The 20,769-nt window shown below is 33.1% G+C and carries 19 protein-coding genes; 4 read left to right on the top strand and 15 right to left on the bottom strand.

The annotated features are described in order from the left end of the window. Window positions 1-141 precede the first annotated feature (141 nt). The 3 genes from QMD61_05400 to QMD61_05390 all read left to right on the top strand — a co-directional run bounded on the left by QMD61_05400 (window position 142) and on the right by QMD61_05390 (window position 3,781). Window positions 142-528: a desulfoferrodoxin gene (locus QMD61_05400; protein ID MDI6724063.1), complete on the top strand. Its 387-nt coding sequence runs from the start codon at window positions 142-144 to the stop codon at window positions 526-528. A 300-nt stretch (window positions 529-828) separates the two neighbouring features. Continuing rightward, complete coding sequence (locus tag QMD61_05395) at window positions 829-1,320, top strand: hypothetical protein (GenBank protein MDI6724062.1); 492 nt, start codon at window positions 829-831, stop codon at window positions 1,318-1,320. Between the two features lie 277 nt (window positions 1,321-1,597). Then, window positions 1,598-3,781, top strand: coding sequence for a DHH family phosphoesterase (locus QMD61_05390; protein MDI6724061.1), 2,184 nt, complete (start codon window positions 1,598-1,600; stop codon window positions 3,779-3,781). A 247-nt stretch (window positions 3,782-4,028) separates the two neighbouring features. Here the strand turns inward: QMD61_05390 and QMD61_05385 are convergent, their stop codons facing one another. From QMD61_05385 to QMD61_05345, 9 genes are all read right to left on the bottom strand, one after another. Next, complete coding sequence (locus QMD61_05385) at window positions 4,029-6,134, bottom strand: PAS domain S-box protein (GenBank protein ID MDI6724060.1); 2,106 nt, start codon at window positions 6,132-6,134, stop codon at window positions 4,029-4,031. Window positions 6,135-6,751: 617 nt separating this feature from the next. Continuing rightward, entirely contained in the window at window positions 6,752-7,414 is a 663-nt protein-coding gene (locus QMD61_05380; protein MDI6724059.1) for a DapH/DapD/GlmU-related protein, read from the bottom strand. Window positions 7,415-7,477: 63 nt separating this feature from the next. Next, on the bottom strand, window positions 7,478-7,762 hold the full coding sequence (gene tatA, locus QMD61_05375; GenBank protein MDI6724058.1) for a twin-arginine translocase TatA/TatE family subunit: 285 nt from the start codon (window positions 7,760-7,762) through the stop codon (window positions 7,478-7,480). Between the two features lie 12 nt (window positions 7,763-7,774). Continuing rightward, a complete protein-coding gene (tatC, locus tag QMD61_05370) occupies window positions 7,775-8,512 on the bottom strand; it encodes a twin-arginine translocase subunit TatC (protein MDI6724057.1) in 738 nt (245 codons plus the stop codon). Beyond that, window positions 8,497-9,021, bottom strand: coding sequence for a hydrogenase maturation protease (locus QMD61_05365; GenBank protein ID MDI6724056.1), 525 nt, complete (start codon window positions 9,019-9,021; stop codon window positions 8,497-8,499). Before QMD61_05365 ends, tatC begins: the two co-directional genes overlap by 16 nt. Further along, a complete protein-coding gene (locus tag QMD61_05360; GenBank protein ID MDI6724055.1) occupies window positions 9,008-10,504 on the bottom strand; it encodes a nickel-dependent hydrogenase large subunit in 1,497 nt (498 codons plus the stop codon). The genes QMD61_05365 and QMD61_05360 overlap by 14 nt, the downstream gene beginning before the upstream one ends. A gap of 9 nt (window positions 10,505-10,513) precedes the next feature. Then, window positions 10,514-11,446 carry a twin-arginine translocation signal domain-containing protein gene (locus QMD61_05355; GenBank protein MDI6724054.1) on the bottom strand — a complete coding sequence of 311 codons (933 nt, stop codon included), beginning with the start codon at window positions 11,444-11,446 and terminating at the stop codon, window positions 10,514-10,516. 511 nt (window positions 11,447-11,957) lie between these two features. Further along, window positions 11,958-12,236: a hypothetical protein gene (locus QMD61_05350; protein ID MDI6724053.1), complete on the bottom strand. Its 279-nt coding sequence runs from the start codon at window positions 12,234-12,236 to the stop codon at window positions 11,958-11,960. Between the two features lie 304 nt (window positions 12,237-12,540). Further along, window positions 12,541-12,957: an FxLYD domain-containing protein gene (locus tag QMD61_05345; protein ID MDI6724052.1), complete on the bottom strand. Its 417-nt coding sequence runs from the start codon at window positions 12,955-12,957 to the stop codon at window positions 12,541-12,543. A 192-nt stretch (window positions 12,958-13,149) separates the two neighbouring features. On the opposite strand from QMD61_05345, the gene QMD61_05340 reads away from it, so the two are divergent. Beyond that, window positions 13,150-13,602: a hypothetical protein gene (locus QMD61_05340; protein MDI6724051.1), complete on the top strand. Its 453-nt coding sequence runs from the start codon at window positions 13,150-13,152 to the stop codon at window positions 13,600-13,602. A 4-nt stretch (window positions 13,603-13,606) separates the two neighbouring features. Here QMD61_05340 and QMD61_05335 read toward each other — a convergent pair whose 3' ends face one another. The 6 genes from QMD61_05335 to QMD61_05310 all read right to left on the bottom strand — a co-directional run bounded on the left by QMD61_05335 (window position 13,607) and on the right by QMD61_05310 (window position 20,290). Then, entirely contained in the window at window positions 13,607-14,014 is a 408-nt protein-coding gene (locus QMD61_05335) for an FxLYD domain-containing protein (protein ID MDI6724050.1), read from the bottom strand. 180 nt (window positions 14,015-14,194) lie between these two features. Then, the gene (gene nth, locus QMD61_05330; GenBank protein ID MDI6724049.1) at window positions 14,195-14,803 is read right to left on the bottom strand and encodes an endonuclease III; all 609 of its coding nucleotides are present in this window, start codon (window positions 14,801-14,803) and stop codon (window positions 14,195-14,197) included. Window positions 14,804-14,834: 31 nt separating this feature from the next. After that, window positions 14,835-15,740, bottom strand: a complete 906-nt coding sequence (locus tag QMD61_05325) for a PD-(D/E)XK nuclease family protein (protein MDI6724048.1) — start codon at window positions 15,738-15,740, stop codon at window positions 14,835-14,837. 32 nt (window positions 15,741-15,772) lie between these two features. Continuing rightward, entirely contained in the window at window positions 15,773-16,258 is a 486-nt protein-coding gene (locus QMD61_05320) for a GTP-binding protein (protein MDI6724047.1), read from the bottom strand. 39 nt (window positions 16,259-16,297) lie between these two features. Then, window positions 16,298-17,572 (bottom strand): 3-phosphoshikimate 1-carboxyvinyltransferase, encoded by a 1,275-nt coding sequence (aroA, locus tag QMD61_05315; GenBank protein ID MDI6724046.1) that lies wholly within the window; start codon window positions 17,570-17,572, stop codon window positions 16,298-16,300. A 45-nt stretch (window positions 17,573-17,617) separates the two neighbouring features. Beyond that, the gene (locus QMD61_05310) at window positions 17,618-20,290 is read right to left on the bottom strand and encodes a valine--tRNA ligase (GenBank protein MDI6724045.1); all 2,673 of its coding nucleotides are present in this window, start codon (window positions 20,288-20,290) and stop codon (window positions 17,618-17,620) included. Window positions 20,291-20,769: the final 479 nt, after the last annotated feature.

Raw genomic sequence — 20,769 nt, 5'->3', positions numbered from 1 at the left:
AGAAAGATAAAGAAGTTGAATGGGTCTGCAGAAAATGTGGCTATGTACTTCAAGGAAAGAAACCTCCATTAAAATGTCCATCATGTGATCATCCAACAAAATATTTCGAAATTAAATGCGAAGAGTACTGAGAGTGTTCATATGACCGAAGAAAAACAGGTTTACAGGTGCAATATCTGTGGAAACATGATTGAAGTTCTGCACATCGGTACAGGAAAATTAGTATGCTGCGGTCAACCAATGCAACTGCTTGAAGAAAAAACAGGTGATTTAGGGCCTGAAAAACATATTCCAGTAATTGAAAAAACAGAAAAGGGTATTAAAGTCAAAGTAGGGGAATTACCCCATCCGATGGATGAAAACCACTGTATTGAATGGATCGAAGTAATTGCAAATGATGAAGTTTATAGAAAAGTATTAAAACCCGGTGAAAAGCCGGAAGCAGAATTTAATATTGAAATTGAAAACATTGACGAAATACATGCCAGAGAATACTGCAGTATCCACGGTCTCTGGAGATCCAGATAACAGAATTGAGATCCAATTCTCATTTTTTAATTTTTAATTGATAAATAGGCTGGCTAATTTAACTATTTTAATTTCTATAATAATTTACAATCTATAAATTTTTGGTATAATAGTAAAATTTAAAGTGTTAAAGTTATATGTTTATTGTAGTGAGGATATAATGAGGAATTTAAATTATTCAAGTTAACATTGGATAAAAAACTTACAGATCAGCTTTAATCATCTAAACTATGTTTAGAAGACAATATTATAATGAATCAAAGATATATGGTAACTATAAATTAGTATTTAAGTGAGATTATGAAAAGTAAATTTATTATATTGCTGTTAATAATGTTTATTGTAGCATTATCTGGGTGCATTCAGTCTGATATAGGGAAAATCAACGATATTTCTTCTAAAATAAATAATAATCTTAAAAATGGAGATAATTTTTATAATAAAGCCGCTGAGGATATTAATAATTTTTCTCTTGATAGCGCGGCTACTAACTGCGATAAAGCATTATCTGAATTTAAATCTGCAAAAAGTTTGGCTGAAGAAGGACTTCAACACGCTGAAAATTCCAAAGATTCAGTTTTTATAGATTATATGAAGTATTCAGCGGCAGAAATTGATTTAAGACTTAATGCTACACAGGAACTTAAAGAAGCAGTTCCTTTACTTCAAATTAAGAATAATAGTACTGGTAATACTCATGTGACTCTTGCAAATCGATTTATGGACGAATCACTTGAATATAAATATAAAAAAGAGAGGCTGGTCAAGGATAATCCTTCAAAGTTTAAATAATTGAAATTAAAACCAATATAAATAAAAATTTGGGCCTTAATATTTAACAAAATTATAATAAAACAACATGATAATTAATATCAATAATGTTTATAGAAATTTAATTCTTATTTTTTAAGTTGAAGAAAAATATTAAGTATTAAAACTTTCGAAACTGAAGTTTCAGGCTTTAAAAAGCAATACTTTCAAAAATTAAGAAAAAATAAGAAATAAACGCGGGAAATATATTTCCTCGCCACAAATTTATGATTTACGGCCAATAATAGAAGGTATATTTATGATTAAAACATGTTTAGAATGTAAAGGTAAAGGACACAAGGTTATTAGTTATAAAATATGTGAAAGCTGTCACGGAAGCGGTGTTAAAAGCGAAGTTGATATTAAAAAACACGTAAAAGGTATTTCTAAAGGTGCAGCACAACGTTTTGACTTAAATGAGGAACATGAAGTTCCATGCAGTGTCTGTAAAGGTAAAGGTGAGATAGAAGTAACTGAAGAATGCACTGCATGTGGAGGTAAAGGTGAAATTAACCAGTGTAAAAAATGTGGTGTAAGGATTGAATCAGGAGACTACTGTAAGGATTGTGAAGTTAAAAACAAAGTTTATATGCTGCACCCTGCGTGTGATATAAACGATCTTGAAATTGGTGCAGATTATAAAGGAAAAGTTACCAGAGTTGAAGATTGGGGAATATTTATAAGCCTTTCAAAAAAGGTTTTCGGTCTTTTAAGAGGTCGAAATCTTGGATTTAATGTAGGCGACGACCTAATTGTAAAAGTAATTGATATTAAGAAGGGTAAAGGCGGTAAAGATGAAGTTGATCTTGCAAAATCGAATATTAAAGACAAATATGAGATTGTTAAACTCAGAAAAAATATTTCAAGAACATTAATTGGTGAAATAACCACTAACTATGTAAAAAAATCTGTGAGGATAGTGGGGGAAGTTATTCAAATCCAGCAGACCTCAGGACCTACAATATTTACCATTTCTGATGAAACATCTACCACATGGGCAGCAGCATTTGATGAGCCCGGAATAAGAGTTTATCCTCATATAAACATCGGGAATATAGTGGAAGTACTGGGAGAGGTAAATCTTCACAGTGGTAAAATACAGATAGAATCAGAATCAATAGAAAAGCTTCATGGAAAAGAGTCAATTCAGGCCAGAAGATTAATTGATGAGGCAATTGACAAAAAAGCCGAGCCTGAAACCACAGATTTAATGATTGAAAGTGAAACCCTTGATAAGTTACGGGGCAGAATGCATCTTGCTGCAAAAGCAATTAGAAAGGCTATTTTTGATGGAAGATCAATCCTTGTAAGGCATCACGCTGATGCAGACGGAATATGCGCAGGAGTTGCCATGGAAAAGGCTGTAATTCCACTTATAAGGGATATTAACCCTGGAAGTGATGCAGAGTGGCATTTCTTTAAAAGGGCACCAAGTAAAGCTCCATTTTATGAAATAGAGGATGTTGTAAAGGATCTTTCCTTTGCACTGGAGGATATGGAAAGACATGGTCAGAAACTGCCTTTAATAGTTCTTCTTGATAATGGATCAACTGAAGAAGACCTTTTAGCTCTTATCAAGGCTAAAATTTATGATATAGAAATTGTAGTCATAGATCATCACTATCCTGGCGAAGTAGAAAATGAAAGAGTAGCTGTAGATGATTATGTTGATGTACATGTTAATCCATACCTGGTAGGTGGTAATTCTGAGATTACAGCAGGAGCACTGGCTTTTGAAGTTGCAAAGATGATAAATCCTGAAATTAAGGATTCAGTGATGCATTTACCAGGAATAGCTGCTGTGGGAGACCATGCAAGCTCTGATGAAGCCCAAAAATATATTGAAATCGCTGATTCCAGAGGCTATTCTCGTGAAGATCTTGAAAAAATAGCAACATGTATAGACTTTGAAGCCTTTTATCTGAGGTTTATGAATGGTAGAGGTATAATTGACACGATTCTCGGCATTGGAAACCGTGATAAGCATGCAAAACTCATTGAAGCACTTTACAGTGAATCAGAAAAGAGGGTTAAAAATCAGTTAAGAGCCGCACTTCCAAATTTAAAAACACAAAAGCTGGATAATGGAATAATATTCAACGTTTTAGATGTTGAAAAATATGCTCACAAGTTCACTTACCCTGCTCCAGGCAAAACCACTGGTTATGTGCATGATACTATGGTAAAGAAATACGGGGAAGAAAACCCAATCATAACACTATCATATGGTCCTGATTTTGGTGTTATAAGGGCAACAGACGCCGTAAATGAAAAGTTCGGGTTCAATTTGAACACTATTATTTTAAAACTTGTAGATGAAATCCCAGAAGCAGGAATAGATGGTGGTGGACACGAATGTGCTGGTTCTCTCAAGTTTGTTGAGGGATTATCCAAAAAAGTGCTCGGAGCATTTGCTGGGGAAATTGCAAATCTTGGAAAATAATTTAATCTATTATATTATAGGACTTTAATTAAAAGTTCCCTAGAAACAGTTTATATTTCAATTAATTCTATTTTTTCATTTATTTCTAAATATTTATTTTTTTAACTCAATACATGTTTTGCAGTACGAGTCTCCGCAAGTAAATGATAGACTAAGAACAAAGAAAGCAAAATTAGAAACATCTACTATAACATACACTGACACTTAAAAATATTAATATTATACACATGCTCTTAGATTTTTGATCTCACTTATTCTCGGATACAGTTTCTAAAAATTTTTCAACAATTTTCCTGTGTTTTTCTTCACTCTTATGAATTTTTTCCTCTAATAACTGACGGTTAATAGCAATAGCATAGATATCTGCTAAACGTTCTATCAGTTTTAGATCTTCTTTAGTATAATCATGATCTGAGTTAGCCAAAGCAACTTGCCCTACTAATTTATCCTCTATCATTGCGGGAGCAGATACAAAACTATTGATTGCAATATGACTTTCAGGAGTTCCAGTTGATCTTGGATCCCATGCTGGATCATTTGTGAGAATTGACTCTTTATTATTCAACACCCAACCCCACAATCCTCGAAATGTCTTAAAAATTATGTTCTTGTCTTTAATCTTACGTTTTTCCCTGAAATTTCGTGTTGGGTTAGGAACTATTAAATAACCTGTTTCTGGATCAATATATCCAACAAAACCATCTTTGCTTTGGGTTAGATCCTTGGCATATTTTAAAACAAGATATGTGATATCCTCAATTGAGGCTTGAGAGAGGAGTTTTTTTGATAATTTAGCCAAAGCATTATTAATTGCCATTTCCCATGACAATGCCATTTCCATCTTTTTACGCTCAGTGATGTCAATAAAACTTTCAAGAATGCACTCACGTCCATTTAACTTTATTGGAACAACAGTTTTTAATATGGGTATCTCTTTGCCATTAACATTCAATAAAACACGCTCAGAATTATCTACAACCTGATCAAGGTCGCTGATAGGGCATTTACCTTCATCTGCAGGACATACATATTTATGACATATATTCCCAATAATTTTCTCTTTTGAAACACCTATAGTGTCAGCAGCAATTCGATTCACATCAATTATTTCATGAGTCCTTTCATCAACCACGATAATACCCGTATGGATAGAAGAAAAAATGGTTCTTTGATATTCTTCACTATTCCGCAGTGATTCTTCCATCATTTTACGTTCAGTGATATCCCTAATAATCGCCATAGTAATTTCTTTATCTCTTACTCTTGTTGACAAAACAGAAAGTTCTATAGGAATTTCGGTTCCGTCTTTTCTTAATCCTTTGAGTTCTCCAGTTTTTCCTATAAAAGCGCCTGAATGGGTTTTCTTATATTCATCAAATCCTTTTTCTTTTCTTTTCCTGTATCTTTTTGGAACAATCTTCATTAAACTTTTTCCCAATATCTCCTTTTCATTATAACCAAATAATTTCTCTGCTGCAGGATTCCACATAATGATCCTCATCTGCATATCAACAGATATCACAGCGTCAACGCAACTATTGACAAATCCATGATATTTATCCTCACTTTCCTTCAATCTCTCTTCTATATGCTTATAATCAGTGATATCTTGTGCATAAACTATAACAACCTTTACATAGCCTTTCTCATCAAATTCAGGCACTAATAACGCATCAATCTGCTTGTTATTAGGAAGTTTTAATTCAACACGACGATTGGTCTTGGCTTCAAAAACATTATAAATAGCCTCTTCACATAGTTTAACTAAATTATTTGATAAACCAAGTTGTACAAATGTTTTTCCAATAAAATCCTCTGGAGGAATACCACTTAACTTTTCAATAGCTGGATTCACATAAATATTTCTGCAATCCCGATCAAAAATCATTATTATATTAAACGTAGCCTCGGCTAACGTTCTAAAACTCTTCTCAATATCCGCTAAATTGTTATTCATATGCATAAATGCATTACTATCTCTTACAGTACCTTGAAAGACAGTTCCGGGACCATATAAGTTTTTATGTTCAGTGACAACTATTTCAACAGGTATAATCTTCCCCTTCTTATTATGCAAGTTAACTTTAAAAATAGGAAATTCTTTATTATCAACCTTCTTTTTAATTCCTTCAATCAAAATTTCAGCCGATTCGGGGTATATATCTTTCAATTTCATCGATGTGAGCTCTTTCTTAGAATATCCTGAGATTTGAATTAGCCCTTTATTTACATCTAAAATCTTCATATCCTCAGAGAAGATGTTAATTGGAACTTTAGATTTACCAATAGGAAATTTATATATTTCTTCAGATTCATTTTTATTTTGAGTTTTTTTCTTTTTTTGGTACTGCATAATAACAAAACCTAAATCAAGCCGTGACTAGTATTTTTCCTGAAAAAACATATAAATTGTTTTTTTTAATAATGAAACGTATAATATTAAATAAAAATGCTAAATATTCTTTATTTGTGATTAGGATATCATTAAGGTCTAGTAATATTATTAATTATTCAATATATATCTAATAATTTAAGTAATAACATTAAATTTAGTAATATTATATAATAACTTTTTAGATTCATTTTTTGTTAGTTGTTTGTTCTTTTAAAGTTCAGATTCAGGAATCACATGTTTTAAAGTATGATTCATGGTTAAGCAAATACAAGTATTTATAGCTATTGAAATGTCTTTTATGAATAAAATCTTATTTAATAATATTTGCTAATTATTTGATCTACTTCTTTAATCTTTTTAAAATCCTTCTTTGGAGACAGATATTTTGGGATTGTGTAGAGCTTCTTTCATCAATTTCATGATTCATGAAGCTTATTCACTTCTTAAAAGTTGGATTAAATTAAGATCAACATGCAAAAAAATCTCAGTAATAAAAAAAATAAAAAACTAAGGGGATATTGACTCATTTATTCTTAAAATTAGTGGGGAAATATAAAAATGAGATATTATTCCCCTTAGCTTTTGTATGTCTTTGCCAATTCTTTATTGACTGTTACAACTTCGTGAGGTAGTTCTTTTAGGTCCTCTGTAACTTCGGTTAGTGCGTCTGCCTTTGCCTGAGTATCTATTACTGCACCTGCAGGGACAAGCTTACCATCAGGTATATTTACATTGTCTGTTACCACTGCATTGTGAAGTATAACACAGTTTTTACCTATGTTTGCTTTAAATATCACCGCACCAAAGCCAATAAAGCTTTTATCACCTATAAAGACAGGACCGTGAATCACACTTCCATGTGCCATTGAAACTTCTCTTCCAACGTAAACTGAATAATTTTTATCCCCAACAACAACTCGGGGGTCTTTAAGACCGTGTACTACCACTCCATCCTGGATATTGGATCCATCGCCTATGAAAATAGGTGATCCCTCATCACCACGGACTGATGCACTAGGTCCTATATAAACATTACTTCCAATAGTCACATCTCCAATTACTCTGGCAGAAGGGTCTACAAATGAAGTGGCATCTATTTGAGGATACTGCATTTGCGAACTCCATGATGTTATTGGGCTTGCAGAGACATTTGGTGATCTGGAAAGTCCATATACTGATGTAAACAATGCAATGACAGCTACAAAAACAGCGATTAAGATTAAATATTCCTTTTTCATCTTTTCACCTCCATTTTAACAAAAAATATTTAAAAGAAGAAATTAAGTCAGACTAAAATTTTACTATTTCGCTTTAATTCCTGATTTTTCAGTTGTTTGCAGCGTTTCTTCTTTAGATTCAGTCTCTAATTTAATTTCTTCTTCTTTTTTATCTGCTGTTATATCTGTTTCTTTTACTTGTGTTGGCTCTTCTTTTATTTTAAATTCTGTTTCACGCTGAGTTCTTTTGAATTCTCCCATAGCTTTGCCCATTCCTTTGGCAAGTTCAGGGAGCTTCTTTGAACCGAAAAGTAGAAGTACCACAAAGAGAATTATCAGAAGTTCTGGCATTCCCAGTCCACCAATCATTCTTTCACCTCCTTAACCAATCGATGCATTTGCGACCTCCGTTTTTTTATCTCTATGGATGTATTTTGTCAAAAGAACACTCACCTCAAATAAGAGGATCATAGGGAATGTGACGATAAGTTGGGTGAATGGTGTTGGATCAGGTGTTAAAATCCCTGCAATTACTAAAATACCTACATAAGCTTCTTTTCTGTTACCTGTAAGTGTATTAGAATCAATTAACTCAAGAGATGCAAGGGCACAGCAAATTAGTGGTAATTCAAATAGGAGCCCGAATGTCAGTATCATAAGAAGAGCAAATGAAATAAAATCTCCTAAAGTTAATAGTGGTGTAACTTCTGCAGAGGTTGCATAACCAATAAGGAAACCTAATGTTGTTACAAGCACTGTTTTGTAGGTAAATATGGCTCCAATTCCAAAAAGTATTAATGCAGGAGGTATAGTTTTTATTAAAAAAGATTTCTCAGAACCTTTGAGGGCAGGTTTTAAAAATTTCATGACTTCATATATAATGTATGGTAGAGCAATTACAAATGCAACAAGTAAAGATACTTCTATTTGCGCCCATACTGCTTCTAATGGGCTTGTCACGATTAAACGAACTCCTTCGGGAAGTAAATCCTTCTGAATTCTAATAAGAAGTTGATTAGCAAAGGGAAATGTTACACAGGATAATCCAAGAACTACTATAACTATCCTTATCAATCTACTTCTTAGTTCTTCAAAATGTGAAATTAATGATTCATCCATGATTCATCACCCCTTAGAAAATTGTCTTTTATCATGTTTACAGCTCTTTCTGCACTTTTTGTTACATCATCTGAGAGTTCTAATGATTCTTCAATTTTATGAATCCTGATACCAAGAATGCATACATTATTCAGGATCTTTTCTGAATGGACTGATTTCATCATTGAAAATATATCAAACAGGCTTAAATCATGCCCTGAGAAATAATACTTCTCTTTTTCTTTTATTATTTGAGATGCTTTCATGAAAAGGATGTTTTCAATATCACAATTGGATCTAAAAGCATCAACAACAATGATTTTATTGTATTTTTCAACTAAACTAAACAAAGTCGCCCCATATACTCCGGCATCTATTATATCTACTTGACTTGGGAGATCCATCATTTTTAGCCTCTGAATTATTCTGATTCCTACTCCATCATCTCCAAGTAGCAAGTTTCCGAATCCAACAACACAGATCATTTTTCCCACTGAAAATAATTTAGAGATGGCACTATTTTGTGCCATCTATGGTGCCATCTGGGTTTTTAATTTCTATCATATGTGAAGAGCATGAACAACATGGATCAAATCCTCTTATTGTTCGGCTTGCATCACCTAAAAGTAGTTTTTCATCTTCAGTGGGGTCACGTCCTAACAATGATATTGTTTCGGGTCTTATCTCCACTAAATCATCTGCTACAGCTTCTTCAAAAGCTCCTGTGTTTGCTGTAGTTGGTACCATACAGTCGTAGGATGCAGTTTTTAAATCAGATCCTACTCTTATTCTGTGTATCAGTGTTCCACGAGGTGCTTCAATCACGCCAACACCATATCCTGATTTCTCGTTTGGAGGTGAGTAACTGTCCACATGAGCTATGTTTGACCAGCCGCCATTTAGAATCATTTCGATCATTATCACTGTTTCTATAAGTCGGGTTATGTGCCTGTTTCTTGTTGAAGGAGATAATATATCATTTGCAGCAACACCCCAATCAGATGCAATGCTGTCTACTGTTGATTTAACAACACTGTCTCCAGCCTTGTATGCTACTCCAAGTCTTGCAAGAGGCCCTACTTCACAGACATAGTTTACACCATTATAGGCATAATATGGTCTTTTGGTGTAACTGTAGTTTGTTGGAAGGCTTATAACACTTCCATAAGGAGTTATAACTTCTTCTTTCACATTTTCGGGGTTAAATGGAGCTATAGTGGCTGAATTGAAGTCTGTTGGATTTGATGAGTCCCTTATTACAACCCCTCCAGATGTTCCAAAGTATGAAAATGATCCTGAAACACCGCTGTAGAAAGGAACACCCGAACTCATATAGTTGCAGGGTCTTATACCAAAGTCGTTTGGTAGGGCCAATAGAGCTCCTTTTAAAGTACCTAAAAGGGATACAGCATAACTTTGTATTTCTTGCATTCTTGCTTTGATCTGTCCAATTTCTGTTGCATTTGGGACTTTAGTTTGTCCTCCAGGGATACATGATGCAGGATGAACAGGTTTTCCTCCAAATACCGCTACACAAGCCTGTGCCTTGTTGTGGGCACTGATTATGTTTGGGAGTTCCTGGTCTATTATGCTATGAGGCAACATGTCCTTCCCAGCAAGTACGAAAAAGTGCAGAAGATGACTGTGAACTGTGTGTACTGCGAGCATGAGTCTTCTAACTGCTTTTGCATTGTTAACTATGTTTGTGCCGTAGGCTGCCTCAACTGCGCATGTACTTGCCATGTTATGCGGTACTGGGCAAACACCACATATCCTTGGAACTAGCTTTGTAACAGTTTCTGGCTGTTCCCCAACTGCAAATTTCTCAAATCCTCTAAATTCTGTGACACAAAACTTAGGATATCTTGCACCATTATCTGTTGGTAAATTCAAAGTTCCATCAGAGGGTGTTAGAAGGTTCTTTACTTTTAATTTCCCATCAACTAGGTATGTTTCTAATTCAAGTTTTCCATCGCCTTCAATTCTAGTTACCGGTTTTATTTCAACTGCCATTTAGATCACCTATTTACCCATCAGCCCTGTTTTATTTGCTGTTGCATTTACCGTTGAGTTTGTTGCTGTTGTATTCTGGGTTTCATTTCCAGTTCCGAATCTATTTCTCATCCTTACCTGGCCTTTTTCATAATATGGTGTTTCGGGGTACTTGTCTCTGTAACAGCCTATGCAAATATCATCAACCAGCGTACAGGGTGCTTTTCCATCAGTACTTCTTGTAGCTCCGCATTGCCATGGAGTATCGTGACCCTGACATCCAAGGTGTTTTTTACATCCTGATCGACCAAGTTCATTTGCCTGAGGGCCTTCAGGATCATAAATACATGAATCACATACTTTTCCTGGTTTTATTGCTTCACCAATAGCACCGCCAGTTACCATGTACCAGATTTGTTCTGGTTGTGGTGGACATCCTCTGATGTAGGCATCTACAGAAATTACTTCATTTACGGGATAGAGATTCAATAAACCTTTACTTCTGTTTAAACCAGGCACTCCACCAAATGATGCGCAATCTCCTAGAGCAACTACCTTACTTGAAATTGACCTTGCATGATCCAGAAGTTCTGAAGATTCAACTGTTGGACCTGCAATACCCTCGATTATACAAATATCTAGGGAACTTATTTGTTCAAATGATTCAGCCAGCACATCTACAAGAAGTGGTGCATACTTTATGTCTATTGTTGGCAGTATGTCAGCAACAGTTGGGTTTGAGGAGCTAATGTACCTCATATCCATCCCAAATTCTGTCAGAGAAACCTGGCATCCTGCGCAAGTTCCAAGTTGGAGTATTCCAACCTTTGGAGAAGCCGCAAAGACTTCTTCCATTGTTGCCTGTCCGCCAAACAGTGTTGCAACTGTACCTGCACCGACAGCTTTTAGGAATGTTCTCCTATCTATTGGATGATCCAATATTTTTTTAAATTCTTTTTTCATACAAATCCGCCCTATTTATGTATTACTTATTTTATTTCCGTATGTTTTATTCCAAATAGGATATTCACACTTTAATACTTTTCGATTTGAATTAATAGAAAAAATATATATATTTGAATGAAAATAAGCCTTAATGTATTAAATTTTATGCTATTAATATTAATATGGTATTAAATATATATAATAATAATTATTAATTATGTAATTCAAAAAAAAATTGTTAAATTTTATTATTAATGGATTCTAATATATATTAATTTTTTTTAGTATTTTGTTCTAAATATAGAAACAAAATTACTTTAAAAACATGAAATAGAAACTAAAAATAATCAAAAAGTCCTTTAGTAACTTCTAAATATTCATAATACTACTATAAAAAGCAATTTAAAAAGGTATATAAGTTATATAATAATTTTTAAAATTTAAACTATGAAAAATATCTAAAAAGACGGTAAAATTAATTTTGGGGGATGTTTTCAAAAAATGATAAAAAAAATATAAATAGTTGAGTTTAACCATCGGTTCTGACTCTGGTCCTGTTTTGATCTTTATCTTGAATCGAGTCACCGGTTTGGTTTCTATATCTGGTCTGGTTCTGTATTTGGCTGCAGTTATTGGTACAATTTTGGGTTTGGTTTCTATATTGTGTCTGGTTCTGTAATTGTGTTTGGTTTTGGTCTTTTAACTGGGTTTGATTTGTCTGGTCTTGGCCATAATAATTATAATAACCAGCCGAAACTCCTGCAATAAGTATTACAGTTATTATTATAGCTACCGCTATTTTATCCATTAAACAACCTCCTATTTTAGGTAAATTATGATTTGTTGTTGCTAATATAAATATATTGCAGTTTAACAAAGCTAATAGGCTAATAGTCCTAATTCTATCGATGAAGGCAAAAAGAAATTAATTAAATGGAGAAAAATTAAAATAGGGGATTATTCTGAATAAAACTAAAAATTATTTGAGATTTATACTATTAAAAAATTAAAATAACCTTATGGAATAATGGATGCTTAAATTACCCTTTAAATTATAAATCAAATGATTTAAATTCTTTTGTCTAATTTGAAACAAAAAATGATTAAAATAGTTATAAGTATGGCCCTAAAACAACGCTATATGAGTCTGGTGAGCTATCAGAACCTTTATATATAACTTCGAAGTCTTTAGTCTCGCCAGGAGCAATGCTGTTTAAATTAACAGGGTTTGTATACAATAAATTTCCATTTTTGTAAAAATTAACTTCAATTGTAGCATAGCGAAGCTCGCTAGACCCTGTATTTTCGACCTGTCCTTTAACTATCCAATTACCAAAAATTGACTTTGTCATTTGATGATTTAAAATTTTAAGATTTCCACTGGAAGGGTTTCCATTTTGAAGTGCTGTACGTACATCATTTTGGTCATTACTCAAAGTTGAATTTGTATTTAAGTGAGTAATCCCTAAAATGCTGATTACAACAAGTGATACCAGTCCAATTGAGCATAAAAGTGTTGCACTTCGCAAATGAATCATACCTTTTAATTATATAATATTAATTATATAATTAATAGTATTAATATTTTAATATTAAGTATTATTTAAAAAAATAGAAACCACTAAAAATATAAGAGTTAAACTTAATTTAGCCCACGTTAAATTATAAAACAAGCATAAATTAATTCAATTTACAGTTTAATTAAACAGGATGAATGCAAAATGAAATTTAATGATTATGATCCAAGTATTCGAATTCTACCAGATATTTGTGTTTTAATATCTCATACTCTTTCAAGGATGATAGAACTGGGCTTTTTAGATGGCTTTGAAATATTAATTCCAGGTTTTATTGGAGAAATAGTTTCAATTTTATGTGAAGGAAAATTAAAAGCTGGTTTTAGGAATGAAATTGAAAAATTAAAGGAATTAGAATCAGAGAGAAAAATAGACATTTTATATTGCAGTTATGGAGTAGATTTGCCCGAAAATAAAAATAAACTTATAGCTACTGAAGATGATATAATTCTTGAAGTTGCTGTGGTGACAAATTCAATTCTTTTTACATCTGATAAAGGTTTGAAGGACAAAGCTATTTCAATTAAGCAGCCTGTTATTTATATTCAACCCAAATTTCAAAAGAGTATTAAAGAGCTTGCCGAAAGGTTTGAATAATATCTTAATTATACATGATAGGTCCCACTTCTATTTTATAAGAATAAGGAGCCACAGATTTTCGATACCTGACTTCGAAATTCCAGATTTCGCCGGGAGTGATGTAACTTTCACCAGCAAAAGTGGAATATAATAGATTTCCATTTTTCCCGTAAAAATTAACGGTTATGGAGACATATCGCATTTTATAATTTCCTGTATTTTGCACCTTTCCACTAATTATCCAGTTTCCATCTTCTTTTATCATCTGGCTACTTAAAATTTTTATGTCTTTATGAGGATCAATTGTCTGTATGCTGTTTTCATTTACATTATTTTGAGCCAGATTATTATCTACATGAACGAAATTTAAAATACCAACTGTAACAAGGAAAAATAAAGCAAATGAGCCAATATACAGGATATTTCGCAAAGTATCATTCCTTCAATTAATAAGTATATTGATAAAAGTATTATTAATTATATAATAAATAATATTTAAAAATTTCTAGAAATGAGCACTTTGAATGCATAAATAGCTTTAAAAACAATAAAAAGATTAAACTTAAAATTAATGTCAAATTATTTAATGAAAAGTAATAAATTTGGTATTTTAAGAAGATTTTTTCTTCATATCTCTGTAAAAATCACATAAATCATTTATAGGACATTCTTCATGCTTTGGACCAATCGGTCGGCAAATATCCTGCCCAAACCTCACAAAACTCTCATTCAAATCAAGCCAGTACTTCTTTGGAACGATTTTCGTAAGTTCAAGCTCAGTTTCCTCTGGAGTTTTTGTTTTTACAAGCCCGATTCGATTGGATATTCGATGTACATGCACATCTACAGGAATTGCATTTTTTCTAAATCCATAAACTAAAACACAATTTGCAGTTTTTCTTCCAACTCCTGGAAGTGCCAAAAGTTCTTTTATATTGTCGGGAACGGCGTCTTCGTGTTCTTCATGGATTATCCTTGAAGTTTCTTTTACCCGTTGTGCTTTTACCCTGAAAAAGCCCGCTTTTTTAATTAATTTTTCGATTTCATCACGAGGAGCATTGGCGATTTCTTCAGGTGTTTTGTAGACTGAAAAGAGAGTTGCTGCGGCTTCATCTGTGTTTTCATCCCTGGTTCTCTGAGATAAAATGGTTGTAATCAGGACTCTAAACGGATTTGTATTTCCTACAGGCTTTTTAACGTATTTGTGAAGCCTTTTCATTATTATTTTGATCCTTTCAAAGTTTTGAATTTTAATCACCTTGTCTCCATTTCTTGTGTATTGCTGGGCAAACAGTGTAGTAACTGCAAAAATCACATTTCCAGTTATTTGCTTCTCCAACTGATGTTGGTTCTCTTTTTCCAGACCAGTATTCAAGTGCCCATCTCATTCCACGAGTAAAAAACCTTTCATCAAATTTATATCTTTCTTTATGGACTTCCATAAGTGTCTTTTGGTGTATATAAATAATTTCAATGGTTTTTGATAGTTCAGGCAATTCACAGGCCATTTTAAGAACATTATTAATTAAGTTTCCAATTGAAAGGAGACTCCCATATTCTATTTGCTTTTCTCTTGGAATTTCAAGGCTTTTCATATATTCTTCACTTAAAATAGGTTCATTAAAGTCATTTTCTATTAAATCAACCCCATAAACTGTCCAGAAATCTCCCATTTCAGTCTCTTTATTTATCATTGAATTAAGCCCGTACCAGTAAATCATTCCCTGCATCTTATCTCGAAGTATCTGCTGCGATGATGGTGGATTCAAACTTCTACGGGTTTTCATCTCTACAATCTGCGTCTTTTTTGTTTTTACTCCCTTTTGAATTTCCTCTATTTCTCTTATCTCATCAATTATACCCATAAGATGCACAGAATCAAATTTAGCCAAAATGGGGAGTTCGCGGGTTAAACCTTCTTTTTTATATAATTCAAGTCCTACCAACATATTATGGACATTAGAATGAAGTCTATCCCCTGGAGTTTTAATTTCAACTACAATTTCTTCTAAAACTTCAAGGAATCGGTCCTTATGGATTTCACTACCCATTTCCTTTTCTGGTGTTGAAACTTCCCCATATTTACGCCTTAAATCAACTGCCATTTCACACCAGAACTGACTGGCAATGGTTGATGGACCTAAAGTTATTGACATAATATCAAAAAAATAAAATAAAAGTAATTAGATTAAGTTTCCATTAACTCTAAAAGAGTTTCTAATCCCTCATGAATTCCTTCCCCAAACTTCGCTGTAGTGGGTATTATTGGGATATCTTCTTTAATGTGCGGTGATTCTATTTTTCCAGGCACTATGTCCTGTTTATTGCAGAATATTACATAAGGGATATTGTTAGAGTTTAAATTATCCATTATTTGTTTATCAGTATCTGTAATTCCTCTAGAGTTATCTATAACCACAATTGCACCATCTAACCCGTTTGAAAGTATTTCACGCATGAATTGAAATCTTTCCTGTCCTGGAGTGGCGAATATATGGAATTTTTCACCGTTAATCATTGCATTTCCGTAATCAAGTGCAACTGTTGTTCCTTTACATTCAATTTTTGTTACTTTCTCTTCTTTTTTCTCAAGAATATTTTCAATTGTTGTTGTTTTCCCTGAGTCTGCTGAACCAAAAATCACAATTTTAGCCCCTTTCTTCCTTTCTGTCATTATTTCACCTGTATTTGTTTAAAGATATGTTTTGATTAATTATATCTTATTTATGTTACATCCAAGTTCCTTCATGCCTTCTGGGAAATTGGGGAAAGAAACATCATAAACAGATGCATTTTCTATTTTTACATTGCCAACCTTCAATCCTACCAGTGAAAGAGCCATAACAAGGCGGTGATCACCATGAGAATTAACAGTACCACCTTTTGCTCCACCCTTAATTAAAAGACCATCATTTCGTTCTTCTAACTGAACTCCAAGTTTTGATAGTTCAAGAGCGCATGTGTGGATTCTGTCGGTTTCTTTATAGCGAGCATGTTCAACATTTATAATTTCTGTCTCACCTTCAGCAATTGCTCCCAATGCCGCAACTGTTGGTAATAGGTCTGGAGAATTTTCAAGGTTCACTTCTACTCCTTTAAGTTTCCCATATCCACGTATTATAACTTCACCCTTTTTAAATTTAACTTCAGCACCCATTTCCTTAACAATATTTAATATCTGTTTATCTCCCTGTTTTGAGTTTTCAAAAAGATTTTGTATTTTGACTTCGGATTTAAGAGCTGCTGCAGCCCCAATTATATAAGAAGCTGATGAATAATCTCCTTCAATTGTATAATCTCTGGATTTATAGGTTTGGGGTTCTATATGAAATGAATTGTTTTTTTTATCATAATCAGGATTCACTCCAAACTTCGCCATAACATCGGTTGTCATATCAACGTATGGTTTGGATATGAAATTCCCTTTAATATTTATATCAACAGGGATTTCAGCGTAAGGAGAAGCTATAAGAAGTGATGAAATAAATTGGGAGCTTATATCTCCTTTAATTTCAGTTGGTCCTCCTTTAAATCCACCTTTAACGCAAATTGGGGGTTTTCCATTTCTTCTTGTAGAAAATGCAGTAACAGAAAGTTTTTTAAGAGCATCCAGTAAATCCTGCATTGGCCTTGTTCTAAGAGAACTATCCCCTGTAAAAACTGTATAATCAGGGGCAAGAGATGCAACTGAAGTCATTATTCTAAGTGTAGTTCCTGAATTTTTAAGATCTACAACATCTTCAGGAGTTTTAAGAACTCCTCCAGTACCTTCAACCAGTAATTTACCTTTTTTCTGTTTAATTTCGCACCCCAAAGCTATGCATGCATCTTTTGATGCTAATGTGTCTTCTGAAAACAGTGGATCGTTGAGGGTTGATTTCCCATCTGCAAGAGATGAAATTATAATTGCTCTGTGGGTATAGCTTTTTGAAGGCGGTGCTTTAATAACTCCTTCAATTGATTCTGTTTTTTGAATTTCAAGTTTCATTAAATCACTTTGAAATTAATTCAGATATTTTATTAAATCACATTTTCAGACGATTATTTCCAGAATTACATCCAGATTTGAAGCATGGATTATTTCCACCTTTTCACCGGTCTCACCGACAACCTCTTTTTTAGCCTCTATATGATCCCATGTTATTTTGCATCCATCAATAATGATTTCGCCATCTTCATCAAGTTTGGCTACAATTTCATCCATATCTGCTGATTGAAGGTATTTTACTACCTTAGGTGCTTCACCTTTAAATTCAGGACCTATTTTTGCCATCTGAGGAATAATTTCAGTGACTTTCTCTTTAATATCCGGCTTTCCAGACATTACATTTAAACCATTTATTCTCATTGTACCCTTAATATCAGCGCTTAGCTCTTCTATTTCTTCAATTAAGTCTGAATTTGTTGTGTAAATGTTCAATATTTTAATTGGAGCGTTTAAAGACATTTTAGATCCAGATTTAAATCTTCTGATTTCTCCTATAAGTTCCACTCCAACCATTCCAGTTTCTTCTGCGCTTTTACTGATTAATTTTTCATTTACTTCTGGCCAGAGTGTTTTATGAATACTTAAATCCTCTGATGACATATAACCATAAATTTCATCAACAAAGTGAGGAGTTAGCGGAGCTAAAAGCTTTAATGATGTCAATATAACAGTTTTAAGTGTGTACTGCGCCACTTCTTTAGATATTACCAGTTCTGTTGAATCTCCATAAAGTCTGTACTTCACCGCTTCTATATATTCATCACAGAAATCATGCCATATAAATGCCTGAATTTTGTTTACAGCATTTGCAAAAGTATAAGATTCAATTGCATTGGTTACATCGACATTTAACCTGTTTAATTTTGATAATATCCATTTATCCATAGGATTTAAATTTTCAATAATTTCTTCTTCATCCATACTGGCTTCAAACCCTTCAATATGCATGTTTATAAATCTAAATGCATTCCAAAATTTTCTTAAGAATTTATAGCCGTATTTTACATCTTTCCATGCAAATGGAACATCAGAACCAGGAACACTATTTGCAGCCCAGAGTCTAAGAGCATCGGCACCATAGTTTTCTAAAACTTCTTCAGTTGAAATTACATTTCCTCTGGATTTACTCATTTTATAGCCGTCTTCACCAAATACCATTCCATTCACGACTATTTCATCAAAAGGTCTTTCTCCAGTTAAAGCTTTACACCTGAGTATAGTATAAAATGCCCATGTTCTTATAATATCGTGTCCCTGTGGTCTTAATGCTGTAGGGTAGTAATTTTTAAAGTTTTGATCTGGCCAACCAGTAATTGAAAGCGGACTAATTGAACTGTCCATCCATGTATCCAGAACGTCAGTTTCTCCAATAAATTCATTATTACCACACTCGCATTTACCTTCAGGCTTATCTTGAGTTGGATCAACAGGTAACATGTCTTCTGAAGCTATATGAACTTTTCCACATTTGCTACAATACCATACAGGAACTGGAGTTGCAAAGATTCTCTGACGGGAAATACACCAGTCCCAGTCCATCGAACCAGTCCAGTTTAGGAGTCTTGTCTCCATATATTCTGGTGTCCATTTTATTTCATCTGTGGTATGTTTTACATCTTCAATAAGGTCTTTAACAGCTACAAACCACTGATTTTTAACAAGTATCTCTATTGGAGCCTTACATCTCCAGCATAGGCCAACATTCTGCTCTACATTTTCCTGTTTTTTAAGATAACCTTCTTTTTTAAGATCTTCAATGATTTTTTCTTTACATTCTTTAATACTGAGGCCGCAGTATTCTCCTGAAACATCCTGCATTATTCCCTGTTCATCAATAGCTTCTATAATATCCAGATCATACTTATTAACCCACAATACATCTGTTTTATCACCAAAAGTACATATCATAACCGCTCCGGTTCCAAATTCAGGATCTACTTCAGCATCTGTTATTACTTCTACTGAACGTCCGAAAAGGGGTACTTCAAGGCGTTTACCTGCCAGTTCTTTATATCTTTCGTCTTCTGGATGCACTACAACTGCTACACACGCGGATAATAGTTCAGGTCTTGTTGTAGCTATTAAAACCCCATCTTCTCCCTCTTCTGCCGGGAATTCTAGATAATTCAGATAAGTTTCATTTTCGTGGTATTCTACTTCTGCAAAGGCTATGGCAGTTTCACATCTTGGACACCAGTTTACCGGGTGGATTCCTCTATAAATCAGCCCTTCATGATACATTTTTAAAAATGAGAGCTGTGTTCTTTTCATATATTCAGGAGTCATGGTTACAAATTCACTTGACCAGTCCTGTGAAAAACCAAGTGATATCATCTGCGCTTTCATTTGCTTTATGTTTTCACTGGTTAGATCTACACACATTTTTCTGAATTCATCGCGCGGAACATCGCCTTTTTTGATGTTATGGATTTCTTCAACTTTAACTTCAGTTGGAAGCCCGTGACAATCCCATCCTTGAGGGAAAAGCACATCATAATCTTGCATTCTTTTAAATCTTGCAATTATATCAATGTAGGTCCAGTTAAGCACATGTCCCATGTGGGTTGCTCCTGTTGGATATGGTGGAGGTGTGTCTATTATGTAACCTGGTTTTGTTCCATCACCTATGAACCTGTAAATATTGTCTTTTTGCCATTTATTTTGCCATTTGATTTCTTTTTTATGATCATAGTCTTTTGGAATGTTATCGTTGGTCATCTAGTTTCTCCTTTAGAATAAGTTTGATTAATATATAATCTTGGTAGTTTAGTGATATGTTCTTCTTTATATTATATACTTTTTTGAGTATTACTCTTCGATAGGAAGTTAAAGTGTTATAGAAGTAATTTATCCTTCTAATCTTTCTTTAATTCCAATTTTAGCTAATAAAATAACTTTAATTGAATACTATTAATTATATAATTTATTTTAGATATATTATTATTAACCATATTCCATTTTATAAATATTTATTAAAATACTCTTTAAGTAAATTTAAGATTTTTTAATATTCCATTTTAATTAAAAATATTTTTTTAATATTATTATGGTATTTATAAAGCTCAAAATAATATTTAATGGTTAATATTTCATTAATTTATATATTTACTATAATTATTTAATTATAAACGATTTTATATAATAATAAACATTTTTTTATTTTTAAATCCTTAAATAATGATTTTTATTTATTTATA

It is taken from the genome of Methanobacterium sp. (assembly GCA_030017655.1).
Taxonomy (GTDB): Archaea; Methanobacteriota; Methanobacteria; order Methanobacteriales; family Methanobacteriaceae; genus Methanobacterium_D.
The sequence above is the reverse complement of the archived record's forward strand: the minus strand, read 5'-3'. Positions and strand labels throughout refer to the sequence as shown.